This window comes from Deinococcus sp. (assembly GCF_025362455.1).
GTDB lineage: Bacteria > Deinococcota > Deinococci > Deinococcales > Deinococcaceae > Deinococcus.
Genome location: NZ_JANYGJ010000265.1, coordinates 1 through 15,761, shown reverse-complemented (window position 1 = coordinate 15,761; position 15,761 = coordinate 1). Strand labels below are relative to the sequence as shown.

The following is a 15,761-nucleotide window of genomic DNA, read 5'->3' as shown; positions in this document are numbered from 1 at the left end:
AGGATCTGAGCTTCAAATACAACGGCAGCCAGGATTCGAAAGCGTCTATTGAAGTGAGGGTCGGCACCAACGTTTCGACCTGCAACGCCCAACTGTAGCCGGATAGCGCCCCCAGCGAGCAGGGTTCACCCGCCAGAAAGTGTTTCCTGGCGGGTGAACCCTGCTCGCTGGGGGCGCTATCCGGCTACAGTTGGGCGTTGCAGGTCGAAACGTTGGTGCCGACCCTCACTTCAATAGACGCTTTCGAATCCTGGCTGCCGTTGTATTTGAAGCTCAGATCCTTGCCGCTGTCGTTGATTAGCCAGATGGCCAGAGTGATTGTCTTTTCGTAGGTGAAAACCCGGATGGCCTGGGCGCTCGGCACCACGCTCGAATTCAGGGACGGGGACACGTACTGGTAGCTGCCGTTGTCGCCAATCGTCAGGCTGCACTCGTCGCTGCCCAGCGTCTTGCCAACGAACTTCCCTTTCAGGCAGTTGCTCGCTGCCGGATCGGAGGAGGTCGAGAGTGGTGTGCAGCCAGCGATCTGTGCCCGTGTGACCGTCGTGCCAGCACTGGGCGTGCCTCCGCCTCCGCCGTCACCGCCAGTCGCGGGAGCCGAACCGCCACAGGCAGACAGGAAACCGCTCAGAAGAACGCTAAACGCGAGTATGCGGGGGGTATTCATATAAACCTCCGGATTGGAAGAGAAGCGGAGTCCGCTATAGACAGGTGAGTCATCTCACTTTGGATGATTCCATATGTTCTGGACGAATTCAAGAGCGGTGGTGGGATTGCTGGTCACGCTCAGAACGTCTGTCTCGTCAGATCAGGCTTCCACGCCCAGCACTTTCAATTCGGCCTCCAGTTGCTCGGCGCTCAAGTACTGAATCGCCTGCATTCCGGCGCGGCGGGCGGCCTCCACGTTCTGCATGCGGTCGTCGATCATCACGGCCTGGTCGGCGTGGACGTGGGCGAGTTCCACGCCCAGGCGGTAGATCGCCGGGTTGGGTTTCATGACGCCCAGGTAGCACGACGTGAAAAACCCCAGCAGAAAGTCGCGCAGCCCGAAGGTGTCGATGCGGTGCTCATTCAGGTCGTGACCCTCGTTGTTGAGCGAATACATCCGCACCTTGCCGCCCAGGCGCCGGGCCAGGGCCAGGGTGTCAGGGGTGGCGCGGCTCTGGTCGTACATGGCCTGCCTAAAGTCGTCCTTGCTGAACGTCCTGGGCGCATAGAAGACCGTCTGGTCGAGGTATTCGCTCAGGCTCAGGCGGCCCAGTTCGAGTTCGGGGGCGGCGAGTTTGTGGCGCTCGGCGAAGTCGGTCACGTCCAGCCCGTAGCGCGTCACCACTCCGGCGCGTTGCTCGCGGTCCCAGCCGTTGGTGAGCAGCACGCCGCCGATGTCCCAGAAGAGTGCCTGAATGGTCATGCAGACAGCTTACCCGCACACGCCGCCAGGTCCGGGGCGCTACGTAGCTTTCAGGTGGACGGTTCTTACGGAGGTGGTGCTCAGCTCGCCGCGCTGTTCAAAATCACCTTCAGCGCCTCATTCAGCGGCGTGTAGCTGCGGATCACCGCCGCGCCCGGCTCCGGTACACTTCGGCCCCGCCGCTCGAACCAGATGCTCGGCAGCCCCACCTCACGCGGCCCGGTCACGTCGTTCGCCCAGGAGTCGCCGACCATCACCGCTTCATGGGCGCCGACCTCCAGCGCGGCCAGGGCACCCAGATACGCCTGTGGATGCGGCTTGGGCGGCACTTCACGGGTGGTGAGCAGCACGTCAACCAGGACGCTCAGGCCGCAGAAGTCCAGCTTGGCTTCCTGTTCGGGCCGGGTAAAGTTGGTCAGCACGCCGACCTTGAGGCCCCGCCCTCGCAGGGCACTCAGCAACGCCGCCGCCCCGCTGATGGCCCGCCGCGCCGCCTGATAGCCGGACCGGAAGGTTCGGAAGCCCTCTTCGCCGCTGACGTCCCTCACGCCCCACTGGGCGTACAGCGCCTCGAAGCGCCGCAACCGGAACTGCTCCAGGCTCAGGCGCCCGGCGTGAAAATCCGGTTCCAGGGCCAGGAGGGCGGCCAGGTAGTCGCCCAGAAGCTGTGCCTGATCCAGCCCGCTCAGCTCCGGATGGGCGCAGCGCAGCGCCTCCAGCCCGCCCAGCATCGAGTGGTGGTCGTCGAACAGCGTATCGTCGAGGTCGAAGATGACGGCGCGGAGCATGCAGCCAGTAGAGCATGCAGGCAGTAGAGCACGCCCCCGCCGAGGCACAGGCGGGGGTCGGAATGGACGGCTCGGTTCAGTTATCGCTGAAGTAGGTCACGGTCAGCCTGGGGCGGTTGAGGGCGTTGGCGGTGGCGCTGCTGAAAATAAAGATCTGGTCGGCGGCGTTGTTGTTGTTGGTGAGGTTGGGGAAGCGAATCTGGTACTGCGACACATTGTTCTGGGCGGTTCGGGCCGTCACATCGGCCTTGACGGCGTTCAGGGCGTTGGCGGTCATGAGGGTGCCGTCGAGGTTGCCAGCGACTTCGGTGGTCGGGTTGAGGTCGCCGAGCTTCAGATTCGCGCCGTAATACAGGCTGCGAATATTCAGCTTGCTGGGACCGACGTTCAAGGCGGTGTAGGGCGTCCCGACAATCGGCGTGGCCGAGGGGCTCAGGGTCAGGTCGGCGGCCACCAGGTTGGCGGCGCTCAGGGTGGCGGGCAGACTGCTCAGGTCGAAAGTCAGGTAGCCGACCAGGGTCTTGTTGGTCGCGTCGTCGCCGATGGCCAGGTCAGGTGAGGTGCCGATCACCGCCTGCCCGAAGGTGCCGCTCAGGCCCAGGCTGTTCACGCTCAGGTCGCGGGCCGGGTCGCTGTACAGGGCGATGCCAGCGTGCTTGATGGCCGTTTTGAAGCCGCTCTTGAACTCGGCGGCCAGGGCCACGCCCGGCACGGCGGTGGTGCCGCTGCTCCTCGCCCCGGTGCCGATGCTGAAGCCGTACTCGGTGGGCTTGCTGGCCACCGGGGTCGCCACGGTATTCACGGTGTTGTAACTCAGCGCGGCCTTGGGCGTGATGGTCAGCACGGTGTTGTTCGCGGTCCACGCCAGGTTGACATCCCCCGGTTTGACGCCCGTAAAGGTCGAGGTGTAGGCCGCCGCCACCGTCGCCACGTCCATCGGGACGCTGAAGGTCACGGTGATGACCGCGTTGTCGAGTACGCCCGCCGCCCCGTCGGTGGGGGTCACGCTGAGCACCTTGGGCACGGTCGGCGCCGGGGGCGGGTCCGTCACGGTGACGGTGGCGGTCTTGCTCACCGGATCCTTGCCGTCGCTGACTTTGAGGGTCACGGTGTAGGTGCCAGCCTTGGTGTAGCTGTGGGTCGGCGTCTTGTCGGTGCTGTTGGCCGTGCCGTCGCCCCAGCTCCAGTCGGAGGTGAGGGTGTCGCCCGCGTCGGCGTCGCTGCTGGTGTTGGTGGTGATGACGTTGACCGGCGCCACACCGCTCGTGGGGGTCACGGTGAATTCGACCACCGGCTTGGCATTGACCACCGGCACCGGGTCGTTGCAGGAGGCCAGGCCGAGGGCGGCTGTGAGCAGCAGGGCAGCAGTACGCAGTGCGTTCATGGGATGGTCCTTTGGTGCAGGCAGAGGGGCGAGCTGGGTGCAAAACGTGAGCGCCGGGTTGTTCGTACCGGCGAACGACTCTGAGCAGCAGATTGGTACTTGGTGAATATACAACGCAGCTCGGCGCCGGGGGCCACGCAGGGGCGGGGGTGAGAGCTTCGGGGTGGGCCGTCTGGTCAGGCAACGAGTCACCCCTGAGCGCGGCTCAGACGGCTTGCATCTGGCGCTGCGCTCTGGTCTTTTGGTCTGCTTCTCGCTGCTGAAGTCAAGGTAACGCAGCCCCCCTGAACGGCTGTGAACGGCTGTGAACGCTGGGCTGGGAACTGGGGAGCGGCGTCGGCTGAGACGGGATTAAAAAGACTTCCGGAGGTGTACCGTCGAGGCTGCCCGGTCACCCCCTCTCCCCGCCGCTGCGCGGCTCCCCTCTGCAAGCAGGTCTGCGACTCTCCCGCAGGGGGCGACTGGTACAGCTCCGCAGGAGAGGGGTCAACCGCACATAACCCAGAATCAATTTAATCCCGTATGAGACGCTGCTGAGCCCGCCTGCACTTCCGATTTCAGCCAGGCAAAACCCCCGCCTGTGCTTGGGCGGGGGCTGAGCTTGCCGGAGAGGTTATTTATTGGCGAGGTAATCGACTGTCAGAGAGGGCGTGTTGGAAATTTTGAGTTGATCGTCAGTGGCGTTGGCGAAGACGGGCTTGGCGAAGCGCACCTGATACTGACTGAGGTTGTTTTGTGCGGCGCGGCTGGTCCAGTCGCCCTGAAGCTGGGTCTTGACATCGGCGCTAAACGGCCCGCCTGAAGGCCCAAAATTGCCGGTAATCTTGTTGGCTACAGGAAGATTCAGGAAGCCAGCCCAGCTAAAGCCTACGGCAGCGGGGTCGCCATATTTCACGCTGTAGAGTTGCAGAGCTTCACCACTGTCGGTGAGATTGGTAAAGGCGCTGGGAGTCACTGAAACCTGGGGAGTAGTCAGTGGCGCGGCGGTAAAGCTGTTGGGCTGCTGATCGGCAGGCAAAGCGTTCAGTGCAGACAGATCGAAGGTGACGTAAGCGGCAACCTGGTGATCCGAGGTGTTATCGCCGGTACACAGATTACCAGCGCAGGGGTAGCTCGCCAGCGTGGCGAAATCCACACTCAAGGTCTTGGCGGCCACAACAGGAACAACCACCCCAGTGTGCTTGACGGCGGTGCTGAAGGTCACGTTGAGCTGGCTGGCGAGTGGCAGACTCCCGGCGCTCGCGTCACTCTTGGCCACCGTGGAGATGGAGAAGCTGTATTTGTTGGGCGTGAATGCCGCCGTGAGCGGCGTACTGGCGTGGGTCGTCGCCGTGGTTGGGGTGATGGTCAGCACCGTGTTGCCCGCCGACCAGACGAAGCTCGATCCGGTGGTCGCCAGCGGGGTCGTACCTGCCACGGCGGGGAAGATGTAGGCGCCCTGAGTCACCGAGGCGTCCATCGGCTTGCTGAAAGTGACCACGATGGGCGCTCCGGCGGCGTTGCCCACCGAACCGTCGGCAGGCGAGACGCTCAGGATGGTCGGTGCCACCGGCGCGGCAGTCGTCACCGTTATTGTGGCGGTCTTGGTGCTCGTGGCGTTCTTGACGTCCTTGGCGGTCAGGGTCACGGTGTAGCTTCCGGCAGCCGCAAAGGTGTGGGTGGGCGCGGCGGCGGTGCTGTTGGGCGTGCTGTCGCCCCAGTTCCAGTCGTAGGTCAGGGTCGCCGTTTCGCCCGCGTCGGCGTCGCTGCTGGTGTTGGCGGTGGTGACGCTAACGGGGGCCGGGCCGCTGGTCGGGGTGATGGTGAAGTTGGCGACTGGAGCGGTGTTGGTCGGGGTTGGCGCTGGATTGGTGCTGCAAGCGACCAGGCTCAGGGCGGCGCTCAGCATCAGGGCGGACATCTGGATGGTACGCATGGTGGGCTCCTTGTGGATCGGGCCGCGCTGGGCGGCGAAGAGGGTCGGGTGGACGCGGGGCCGGGCGGTCGGGGAACACTGGAAGCGGGCAGGCTGGTGTGGGAGGGCTGTTCGGGCTGGCCGTCTAGGTGGGCCGGTTTCAGGCAATGAGAAGCCCCCAGCGCGTCTCAGACGACTTGCATCTGGTGGTCGCGCTTCGGTCTTTTCGTCTGCTTCTCGCTGCTGAAGCTAAGGTAACCCGCCCCCCCTGAACGACCCCTGAACGGCTATGAACGGTAGCTCTGAAACGGGGAGCAATGACGCCTATTTCGCCGTGCTGGGCAGCGTGAAGCCGGAACAGTCCAGGGAAGGGAACGTTACTTCTGAGTGTGGTATTGGAACTTGATGAGTCTACACCTAAAACTGACCACTTTGTCATTTATGATACGAAAACCGCCGTGCATGGCTGGCGCGGCGGCTCGTCTGTGGCTTGTCTGTGGCTCGTCTGGGTGCGGTGCTGACGACAGGTGCTGTCGGTTTCGGGGTTGAACGCCGGGTCTTTGTTCCATCTCATCCGCGCTCATGCCGGGCAGGGCAATGCTACTTCACACTGATTCTCAGCGGCGGCGCACTCAACCGGACGCGCATGTTCATCGGCCCGGCGAAGCCCTGAAACCAGCTCTCGACGACGTACTCGCCCGGCGCCAGCTTCAGCGTGCGGCCAAAGACCGCGCTGCCGCCCAGGGGCGCCGTTTTGATACTCAGCTCCTGGGTGCAGATGCGCTTCTCGCCCGCCAGCGGATACACCACTTCCCGCGTGCCGACTTTCAGCACCCGCAGCAGCGGCGCGGCGGCGCAGTTCTGGCTGCTGTCGCGCCCGGCGCTGAAGGCCAGCGCATTGGCCTGGCCGTTGAGCAGCGTCAGGTTCAGCGTGAGGTCAGTACCGGCCTGTACTGCTTTCAGGCTGGCGCTCACCCGCTCCAGTGTGGTCGGCAGCGGGGTGGTCGGCAGCGGGGCGGGCGTCACGAACACCGGGGTGCTGCTGGGCGGTGCGGGCGCAACCGGATTGGCTGGAACCGGGCTCACTGGAACCGGGCTGGCCGGAGTCGGGCTGAACGGTGCAGCGGGCGTCGTCGGCAAAATCTCGTCTGGTGCGGGAGGCAAGGGCGCCGGGGTGCTGCTGGCCGGACTGGTGGTCTGGGCCAGGGCGCCCGGCGCTGTCCAGATGAGCGCCGCCCCAGTGAGCGCAGACAGGCCCAGCAGCGTGACGAGCCGCAGATGGTGCATCGGGTCGGATTTCATGACTCCCAGTCTAGGCGACCCGCGTGACGCCCGGCTGATACGGGGTGCGCCGAGTCGAGACCCGGCCAATCACGGCGGGCTGGGCGGCGTGGGGATGAACGGGGGTACGCCCTCGCCGGGGCCGGGGTCTAGCAGGGGGTCGGGGGCCGGAAGCAGCGGCGCGGGTGGCTGGGGGGTGGGCGGCTGGGGTGCGGGCGGGGTCGGCTGGATTTCGGGTGGAGTCTGCGTCGGTACAGGCTGCGTCGGTACAGGTGGCGTCGGTACAGGCTGAGCGGGTTGCGGCTGGGCGGGCTTCGGCGGTACTGGCTTCGGTGGCGTTGGACTTGCCGGTGCTGGACTGCTGCCCCCGGCCCAGGCGGGGCGGTTCCTGGCCTGCGCGGCGTAATCGTCGGCAATGCCCTGCGTGACGCCCTGGGCCAGCGCCTCGCGGCCTGCCGGGCTCATCAGGCGGCGCAGATCGCCCGCGTCGGTCAGGTAGGCCATCTCGATCAGCACGCTGCGCTGTGAGGTGGGCCGGGTCAGGGCCAGGTTGCTCAGGCGCAGGCCGGGGTCGGCGGGCACGCGCAGGGCGCCGATCAGGCTTCCGGCGGCTTTGTCGGGCGCCGCCACGCTCAGGCCGGGTGCAGCACGCGGCAGGCTTCGCAGCAGCGCCTTCGCCAGCCCCCAGCTCATCGGGTGGAAGGTGTGCAGCTCCAGGCCGCGCCGACCTCTGGGGTCCACGCCGTCGGGCAGGGCGTTGGCGTGAAGGCTGACCAGCAGATCGGCCTGGACGTTCTCGGCCATCAGCGGGCGGTCATACAGCGGCACGCGCACGTCGCGCTCACGGGTCAGTCGGGCGTCGGCGCCCTGGGCACGCAGCAGCTCGACCAAGCGCACGGCGATGGGCAGCACGATCTGTTTCTCGCTCTCATTCAGGCTGCCCGCCCCGCCCAACTCGGCGCCGCCGTGACCGGGATCGATGACGATTATTCGCCCAGCCAACGGCCCTGCGAGTGGCCTGGCCGGGTCCAGTACCGGCGCCTTGCGAACGTGCAGCACGGTCTCGCTGCCCTGGTAGCTCACGAAGTAGCCCCACAGTTGGCTCTGCGGCAAGCTCAGGTCGAGCTTCAGACTGTCGCCTTCAGGTGCCCAGCTCAGGGTTGGGGCACCTTCGTCGCCGAGTATCTGCCCGGCGCTTCGGGCGGCCTGGGCCAGTCGCCAGGTCAGGCCCACATTCGGTCCAGCCGCCGTTTCGGTCAGGTCGTATAAGGTGCGCTGGGCGGCGCTCAGGCGGATCTGCCACTCGCTTCCGGCGTCTTGCAGTTGCGGCACGCCGGGCTGGGCGGCGGGGGCGGGTGTGCCCACCGGCAGCAGCTTCAGCGTGTCTCTGGACGCCGCACTCAGGCCACCCGGCCCCTCGATCAGCCAGTCACGGCCCGTATCGGCCAGCACCCGCACGCGCTGCCCTGTCCGGGCAAACAGCAGGTCGGTGGCGGCTGGCCCTGTCGAAACTGCCTGCGCCACTGGACCGACGCCCAGGCCCACGTCCGGCTGCGCGACCTCGGCCACCCGCGCCGCGCCGCCGGGGGCGGAAGTCACCTTGCCCGCCGCCGTGGCAAGCACCGCGCCGCCCGGCCCGCTCAGGCGCACCCGCACCGCTGCGGCGCCCAGCGGCAGGTTGACCGGCAGTTCAAGGCTGGCCGAATACCAGCCTGCCGCCTGGGTGCGGGAAGCGCTTTCGGCCCTCATCCTGACCGGCGCCAGCGTGCCCACCGTCACGCTCGCCACGCCGCCCGGCGAACCCTGAAAGCGCACGTCCAGTCGGCCCGGCGCACCCAGGCGGGTGAAGATGTTCAGGCTGCGGTCCGGGCTCAGCGTTCCGGCGCGGATGGCGGTGGGCCGCGCCGGGAGGGCGTGCGGCGGATTGGACGTGACCGTGAAGGTGCTGGCTCGCTGCCCGCTGCCCGACGTGCCGAGCAATCTGAGCGCGTTGCGACCGGGCCGCAGCGGCAGCCATTCCATGAACAGGCCGTCGGGGCCGACGTTGAGCGCCCGACCATTCACGCTCAGGCGGGCGCCGGGGCTGAGGTGGCCCTCGAAGATCACGTGATCAAAGGCGACGGTGTAGTTTTGTGGCGGGTACGCCACCTCGATGAGCGGCCCACCGCCGGGCGCGAGTGCGGCGCTGGCCAGCGTGAGGCTCACTGCCAGGGCGAGCAGGGCGAGCGGGTACGAGCGCATGGCCGCAGCTTAGCAAGCGTGTGGGGGAGAGCGGTGAGCGGGCTCTCTGGATGAGCGCCGACCCTTCCGCCCTCCGCACGGCGTCACCCTGAGCGAAGGTGGCCAACTGTGGCGCGGTGTTCGACTGGTTCCGACTTCTTTTAGGTGTCATCTAAGTGTCATCCTGAACGTAGTCAGGGATCTCGTCGTTTGAACAGCGAGATCCTTCGCGTCGCTCAGGATGACGACAGTTCCCCCAATGTGCTCAGAACCGGAACTCCAGCCCCACGCCTGCGCTCAGGCCGCTGCGGGTGTCGGCCTTGACGCCTGCTCGCCAGCCGACCGGCCCCAGCAGCGGGCCGCGTAGCCCGCCCTCGACGTAGAGGCCCACTCCGGACGTATTGACGTCCCCCGACTGGCTGCTGTGGTACGCCGCGCCGCCGCTGACGAAGGCGTCGGTTTTGGTAAACGGGATGTTCAGATCGCGCAGGGTGGCGCCCAGCCGGGCCTCGTTGAAGCTGCCGGAATAGCTCGCCCCCACGCCGCCTTCCACGCCCACCGTGCCGATGAACGGAACGGGCAGCAGCGCCGTGCCCGCGTGGGCGTCCAGGCCGCTGGTGCGCAGGTCGGCTCCGGCCCACAGTGCGGCGGCCTGGGCGGGTGCGAGGCTGGCGGCCCCTATGGTTAGGGCCAGCGCGGGCAGGGTGCGAATCAGCGTCTTCATACGCCCACGCTACGCAGCCTGCATGAGCGTGGCCTGACGGTTGGGTGGCTTCCCCTCCATTTCAGCTCAGATTCGCGTCAGCTTCCAGACCCGGCTTCCAGGCTCAGGCCCAGACCCAGCAGCGCGGCGTCGCGGGGGGCCGCTAGCGACACGCCCACGCTCAGCGGCCCAGCCGGAACAGGCAGGGCCAGCGTCGGCACGCCCAGCAAGCTGAACGGCACGCTCAGGCGCAGCACGGCGGTGCGCAGCGGCACCTCACCTTCAGGCAGGCTCAGACTGGTCTGCCCGATCAGCGGCGCCGGTCCCGGTACGCTGGGCGCCAGAATCAGGTCGTGTGTCTGGAACAGGGTCGCCAGCTCCGCCCGGTAGAGTTCCCGCCGGTCCCGCGCGGCCTGCACCTGCGCCGCGCTGCGGGCCGCGCCCAGCCGCAACAGTTCCTCGGTGCCCGCGCTGAAGCCGGTGGGGGAGTTCAGGAGGGCTGCCGCATGCACCGCCGCCGCCTCGGCCTGCACGATGGGGCTGTAAGCGCCTTGCATGTCGGGCAAGGTCACTTCGGAGGTCACGGCGCCCAGGCGCTCAAGTCGCTCCCGCAGGATGTCCAGCGCATTCAATGCCTCCGGTTGTAGCCAGCTCAGCGGGCGCCAGACGCCGACGCGCAGGCCCGCCCAGCTTCGCGGGGTCACGGCCTCGCCGCTCAGCGCCGCGTGCAGCCGGGCGGCGGTCCTGATGTCCGGCGTGAGCGGCCCGGCGTGGTCGCAACTCGGACTCAGCGGCAACACGCCCAGGGTCGGCCAGGCGGGATGGTCCTTGCCGGGTTTGAAACCCACCACGCCGCACCAGGCCGCCGGAACGCGGATGCTGCCGCCGGTATCGGTGCCCAGCGCGAAGCCGACCTCGCCTGTCGCCACCGTGATGGCCGCGCCGCTGCTCGATCCGCCGGGCACCCGCGATGGGTCGAGCGGGTTGCGGCCCGGCGTGATCGGATTGGCTCCGGTGATGCCCAGCGCGATCTCGTGCAGGTGGGTCTTGCCAACCAGCGCCGCGCCCAGCTCCAGCAATCGGCGCACCAGTGGGCTGTCGGAGACGCCCGGCAGCCTGGCCTCCGTCGAGGCGTGCAGCGGCCAGCCGGGCACGCCATAGAGGTCCTTGGCACTGAAGCTCAGGTCCGAGAGGGGGCCGTCGCCGGTCCTGAGAGGCCGCTCTGGTCGGTAGGCCCAGGCGCCATACTCGCCGGGATGGGTCGTCGCTGCGCTCATGGCCTCAATCTAGGGCAGAACGCTCAGGATAAAACCTTCACGGCAAAATAGCAGCCTGCTTGAACTGGCCCTGCGCCAGCGTGTACGGCCCGAAGCTCGGCTGGCCCAGGGCACCCAGGTCGGCGGTGAAGGTGCCGTCCAGGCGGTAGGGCATTTCGCGGCCCCGCGCCACCTGGAGCCACACCGCAGCGGTTTGCAGGCTCACCGGAATTTCAAGCTGGGCGTCCTGCACGGTGTCGCCGCGTGCGGGCAGGTTGACGTTCGGCAGATTGATGGCGCCCACGTCGGTGCCGTTCAGGAAAAAACGCCCGCCGATGTCGGCCAGCCGGGCGCCCACCGGATTCGGGTTGCTGATCCGCAGCTTGATGCTCACGCGGGCGATGGCCGGACTGCCCAGCGAGAGCCCGGTCAGGCGGGTCTGCTCGACTTTGAAGGTCGGCACCTGAATCACCTGCCTCAGCGCGGGGGCGCAGCCGGGCAGCCCCAGCAGTGCGGCGGCGAGGAGGACGGGAGCCAGCGAGCGCGTCAGGGTGAAGGTCATGCCGCGAGTCTAGCTCAAGGCTGGATGAAGGGGCAGCGGGTGGTGGCGAGAAGAGGAATTCAGTCCGAACACCTGTCAAGAGCGTTCCATACGCGCTTTAGTGAAGGCAACAGCGAAAGTGACTCGCTTGAACTCCCGCTGAGCTACCAGAATTGCCGACACGAGCCTCACGCTCCCCTCCTTCCCACAAGCCACAAGCCCGCGCCACGCGCATCACCAAACCGAAAGACCGCATTCATCCTCCGTTGTTACACTGCCCGCATGATTCAGGCCAGAACTTTCCGCGCCGCCGCGCCACTCGTCCTCGTGCTGAGCGGTGTGCTGAGCGGCGCGGCGGGCGCGACCAACCTCGATTTCGGGGTTTCTTACTCGTCATATACCAACACTGGCCTGACCGGGCGTCTGGGCCTCTCCGATTTCCCGGTGGGCGCCAACCGCTTCTCGGCGGCCATCTCCAACCGGGCCGCCGAACTCGGCGTGCGGCGCAATCTGGTGATCGCCGGACTGGGCACCGCCCGGCTGGGGCTCAACGTGGCGGACGTCTACGCCGGTCAGCCGGGCGTGCGGGTGAACGCCGACCTGGGCGGTACCCTCGGTCCGGTGGCGCTGAGCGCCTCGCTGGGCGTCTGGAATACCTATGCCACGGCCCTCGACCCGCTGTCCGCCTGGAATCAGGTCGCCCTCGACCCCGGCGTCAGGGGCGCCCAGGCTAACCTGGAGGGCCGCTACCGCGTCTCGCGTGATCTGATCGCTACCCTCAGCGGTGAATTGGGTGCCCAGAGCAGCGGCGCCCTCATCGGCGAATACCGGCGCGGCGACCTGAGCTACCGGTTAGGTGCCCGCGCAGGCTCCGGCGTGCTGGGTGCGGTGGTGGGAGGGAGCTACCGGGCCGACGCCTTCACGGTGGGTGCTGACGCGCTGCTGGGAGCCAAAAGTGGCGTGGTTTTGTCGGTGGACGCGCCCGCCGCCGTCTCCCTGGGCGGCGAGCGGGCCATCGATCTCAGCGGCTACCTGGCCTACGAGTCCTGGCGCACGGTGGCCCTGCCGCTGCGCTACGGTGTGGACGCCAGCGTACCGCTGCCCATCGGCCCGGCCAGCGACGGCACGGTGAAGGTTGGAGTGCGCGGCGGAAGTGGGGGAGTGGGAGCCAGGGTCGGGTACACGTTCACGCTGGGGGGTGCTCAGCCCTGACACCGCTTATGGAGTGCCGCTCAGGGAGTGCTATTCAGGGTCTGGATGGCCAGACTGAGCATGCTGTCCTGACCGGCGCTGGTGAGCTGGCGCAGATCGAGCCGGGCGCTCACGGGCGGGATGACCTTGCTGGGGCGCGGCTGCTTCTGGGCGTTCAGCACACTGATGGTCGTGATTTGCAGCACCGAGCCGTCGCTCAGCTCCTGGAGGGTGGTGCCGGTGTCGCCCAGCCCGTAGGTCGGCTCACCGATAACGGTGGTGCCTGGGCGTCCCAGCAGGTCGGTGGCGAGGTATTCGGCGGCGCTGGCGGTGTCGCGGTCTACCAGCACCACCAGTTTGCCGCTGTAGCGCACCGGGCTACTCAGCCCCGGCCCTGGCAGCGCCGCGCCGTTGAGCGTGAGCTTGCCGGACTGGTAGCCCAGCGTCGTCGTCACGAACCGCGCCTGATTGATCAGTTTGGGCGGGTCCATGAAGGCGGCCAGGGCCAGCAGGTACTCGTCGAGCAGCCCACCGCCGTTCCAGCGCAGATCGAGAATGACCCCGCCGCCCCTTGTGTCGGCGCTTTTATTTTGGGCGGCCCGCAGCGCGTCGTGGAGTTGCTGGGCCACGCCCGGCAAAAAGGCCCGCAGCCGGATCAGCGTAATGTCCGGGGCGCCCGGTGCGGGCCGCGCACTGAGCAGCTCCAGGGCGACGGGGCCGGGCGTCACCTGAGCGGTCATGGCCTTGCCCTGGCGCTCCAGCCTGAACTCGGCGCTCTGCTCGCGGCTGCCCAGGTGGGTCAACGCGGCCTTGCCCTGCACGCCGTCGAGGGCCACGGCGTTGGCCGACCTGATCACGTCGCCGACCTGCCACAGCGCCCGCGAGGCCGGAGAATTGGGGTAGACCTCGGCGATCACCTGACCGCCCGACCCCAGCGGCTCGGTCACGATGCCCAGCGAGCGCTGGGTGACGACGCCGCTGCCCAGGCCGGTCTTGAACTGGGCGATCTCTTGCGCGGTGTAGAAATTGGTGTGCTTGTCGTTTAAGCCAGCCAGCATCTTTTTGATGATCGGGTGGCTCCTGGCCGGGTCGCAGATTTTCTGAGCGGCGCAGGCCGCCTTGATCTGCGGCCCGTAGGTTTTGTTGAGGTCCGAGGCCCGGAACACGGCGTTGCCACCGTAGAACTGGGCCAGTTTGTAGATGACCTGGGCGAACAGGTCCTGGGCGCTGGCAGGCGCGGCAGCCTGGGCCTGAGCCAGATTCAGGCTCAACGGCGCCGCACCCAGGAGTGATATGCCCAGCGCTGATATGCCCAGTACTGATAAGCCCAGCAGGCGCCGCTTTACCGGACGGGTCATTCTTTCGGAAACGCGAAGTCGGCGTCCGAGAGCACCGGATTGATCTCCACCTTTCCGGAGGTCGCTTCGATGAGCTTGTCGCCGTTCGGCAGGTAAGCGATACTGACAACCGGTACTTTGACGCCCTCAAAGGTCTGAAACTTGCTGTTCAGGACGGTGATGGTGCCCGCGCCAGCGACGTCCCGGCGCTCGCCCAGGTAGGTGCCGTCGTCTGCCAGCAAATAGGTCGTCAGCGTCTTCTGGGTCAGCACCTCCACCGCCGTGCCGCTGGTGCCGATCCAGGTTTGTTTGCCCAGCACCGTGATGTGCTGACGCTGGCTACCGCCCAGCGACAGGCCCGCCAGTGCGCTGTATAGATTATCTTCCAGATTCTGTGCGTTGTCACGCGGCAGCGGCAACTCACCGTCTTTTTCGGTGTACCCCACAGCTCCGCCGGGCGTGAGAATCTCGTCGCTGATAAGCTGTTCTCCAGCCCTGATGGTCGTTCGCACGCGCCGCTGCGCCTGGTCGATCACGGCCAGCGACTGCCCGGTGAGGAGCACCTGAGCGTTGGGGCCAAAGATGGTCACGGTGCCGGTTTCGCGGTAGGTTTTCAGGTTTCTCAGCGCCGCGCCGCCGTGGGCCTTGAGCGCCAGATCGAGCCAGGCGGCTCCGGAACGTCCGGGCGCGGTGATGGCGTTCACGCCGGGGTTGGAGGTGCCAAGCCCGCCAGCGCCGCCCGCCAGCGCCGCAGGGGAGAGCAGCAGCAGGGCACTCAGCGCACGCAAAAGCGGGGTCCGGGCCGACTGGAGCAGATGGTTGAGGGTCATGAGATAAGTATAGAGCAGATGTCATAAAAAGACCCTTTTTATGACCGAGCGGAGCGAGTAGTTTTAACTGAGCAGGACGCAGAATGGAGGCGCGGGGAGGCTGTTTTCCCCGTGGCGTAATTCGGAGTACTGCTCTAGAGACCGGCTTCACGTTTGGTGTCCCGTCTTCTGCTCACACCTCTCACCCCTCCCCATCCGCCAACACATCGTCAGCAAGCCGCCGGGCTTCTCATGAGACCGGGCGCGATACTGAACGCATGAAGAACCGTTTTCCCACCGTCCTGCTCGGTCTTGCCAGCTTTTTGCCCAGTGCCCATGCCTATGCTCAGGCCCAGGCCCAGAGCGTCGATACCATCGTCAACAACATCGCCGCCGCCCAGAAAGGCGTCAAGGACATCAGCTTCCGCGTCGAGGGCACGGCTGCCGTCAGCGGCGACAACCAGAAAGTCGATCTCAAGATTCAGACCATCCCGGCCTCCAGCCTGGCGCGGGTGGTTTTCAACGCCCCCGACGCCCTGGCCGACAACATCGTGGTGGTGGACAACAAGGAAATTCGCAACTATCTGTACCTCACCAACCAGGTCACCATCAGCCCCATCAGCAAGGCGGCGGGCGGCCAGGACCTCGGCGGGCTGGACATTTCGCAGCTCAGCAACCTGGTGGGCGCCCTCAAGTCCCGCTACGACCTCAAGCTGATCGGCACGACCGGCGCGGCGGGCAGCCGCCTGTACCAGATTGAGGCCAATCCCAAAACCGGCATCCAGGGCGGCAAAACCCGCATCTGGATCAGCGAGAGCGGCTGGCGCCCGACCCGTTTCCAGTCGGTCAACGACGCGGGCAAGACCATCGCCGACCTGAACGTCAGCGAGTACAAGCTCAACACCGGCCTGAGCGTGGCCCGCTTGCGCCAGCTCCCCAAGGACGC

14 protein-coding genes are annotated in these 15,761 nt (G+C 66.8%); 2 read left to right on the top strand and 12 right to left on the bottom strand.

Features of this window, described 5'->3' with window-relative positions; genetic code table 11:
- Nucleotides 1-184: 184 nt before the first annotated feature.
- From Q0R23_RS18165 to Q0R23_RS18120, 10 genes are all read right to left on the bottom strand, one after another.
- Nucleotides 185-667 (bottom strand): hypothetical protein, encoded by a 483-nt coding sequence (locus Q0R23_RS18165; RefSeq protein WP_293915367.1) that lies wholly within the window; start codon nt 665-667, stop codon nt 185-187.
- Between the two features lie 141 nt (nt 668-808).
- On the bottom strand, nt 809-1,411 hold the full coding sequence (locus tag Q0R23_RS18160; protein ID WP_293915365.1) for an HAD family phosphatase: 603 nt from the start codon (nt 1,409-1,411) through the stop codon (nt 809-811).
- Between the two features lie 80 nt (nt 1,412-1,491).
- Nucleotides 1,492-2,199 (bottom strand): HAD family hydrolase, encoded by a 708-nt coding sequence (locus Q0R23_RS18155; RefSeq protein WP_293915363.1) that lies wholly within the window; start codon nt 2,197-2,199, stop codon nt 1,492-1,494.
- 76 nt (nt 2,200-2,275) lie between these two features.
- Nucleotides 2,276-3,583: a PKD domain-containing protein gene (locus Q0R23_RS18150; protein WP_293915361.1), complete on the bottom strand. Its 1,308-nt coding sequence runs from the start codon at nt 3,581-3,583 to the stop codon at nt 2,276-2,278.
- Nucleotides 3,584-4,196: 613 nt separating this feature from the next.
- Entirely contained in the window at nt 4,197-5,498 is a 1,302-nt protein-coding gene (locus Q0R23_RS18145; protein ID WP_293915359.1) for a PKD domain-containing protein, read from the bottom strand.
- Between the two features lie 579 nt (nt 5,499-6,077).
- Nucleotides 6,078-6,779, bottom strand: coding sequence for a hypothetical protein (locus Q0R23_RS18140; RefSeq protein WP_293915357.1), 702 nt, complete (start codon nt 6,777-6,779; stop codon nt 6,078-6,080).
- A 69-nt stretch (nt 6,780-6,848) separates the two neighbouring features.
- Nucleotides 6,849-8,999 (bottom strand): N-acetylmuramoyl-L-alanine amidase, encoded by a 2,151-nt coding sequence (locus Q0R23_RS18135; protein WP_293915355.1) that lies wholly within the window; start codon nt 8,997-8,999, stop codon nt 6,849-6,851.
- Nucleotides 9,000-9,243: 244 nt separating this feature from the next.
- Nucleotides 9,244-9,702, bottom strand: a complete 459-nt coding sequence (locus Q0R23_RS18130) for a hypothetical protein (RefSeq protein WP_293915354.1) — start codon at nt 9,700-9,702, stop codon at nt 9,244-9,246.
- 77 nt (nt 9,703-9,779) lie between these two features.
- Complete coding sequence (locus Q0R23_RS18125; RefSeq protein WP_293915353.1) at nt 9,780-10,958, bottom strand: amidase; 1,179 nt, start codon at nt 10,956-10,958, stop codon at nt 9,780-9,782.
- A 37-nt stretch (nt 10,959-10,995) separates the two neighbouring features.
- A complete protein-coding gene (locus Q0R23_RS18120; protein WP_293915351.1) occupies nt 10,996-11,499 on the bottom strand; it encodes an LEA type 2 family protein in 504 nt (167 codons plus the stop codon).
- 261 nt (nt 11,500-11,760) lie between these two features.
- On the opposite strand from Q0R23_RS18120, the gene Q0R23_RS18115 reads away from it, so the two are divergent.
- A complete protein-coding gene (locus tag Q0R23_RS18115) occupies nt 11,761-12,690 on the top strand; it encodes a hypothetical protein (protein WP_293915349.1) in 930 nt (309 codons plus the stop codon).
- 20 nt (nt 12,691-12,710) lie between these two features.
- On the opposite strand, the gene Q0R23_RS18110 is transcribed toward Q0R23_RS18115, so the two are convergent.
- A complete protein-coding gene (locus Q0R23_RS18110) occupies nt 12,711-14,027 on the bottom strand; it encodes a S41 family peptidase (RefSeq protein WP_293915347.1) in 1,317 nt (438 codons plus the stop codon).
- Nucleotides 14,024-14,836 carry a hypothetical protein gene (locus Q0R23_RS18105; protein WP_293915345.1) on the bottom strand — a complete coding sequence of 271 codons (813 nt, stop codon included), beginning with the start codon at nt 14,834-14,836 and terminating at the stop codon, nt 14,024-14,026. Before Q0R23_RS18105 ends, Q0R23_RS18110 begins: the two co-directional genes overlap by 4 nt.
- A 257-nt stretch (nt 14,837-15,093) precedes the next feature.
- Here Q0R23_RS18105 and Q0R23_RS18100 point away from each other — a divergent pair.
- On the top strand, nt 15,094-15,761 hold a 668-nt coding region (locus Q0R23_RS18100), incomplete at its 3' end, for an outer membrane lipoprotein carrier protein LolA (RefSeq protein ID WP_293915343.1).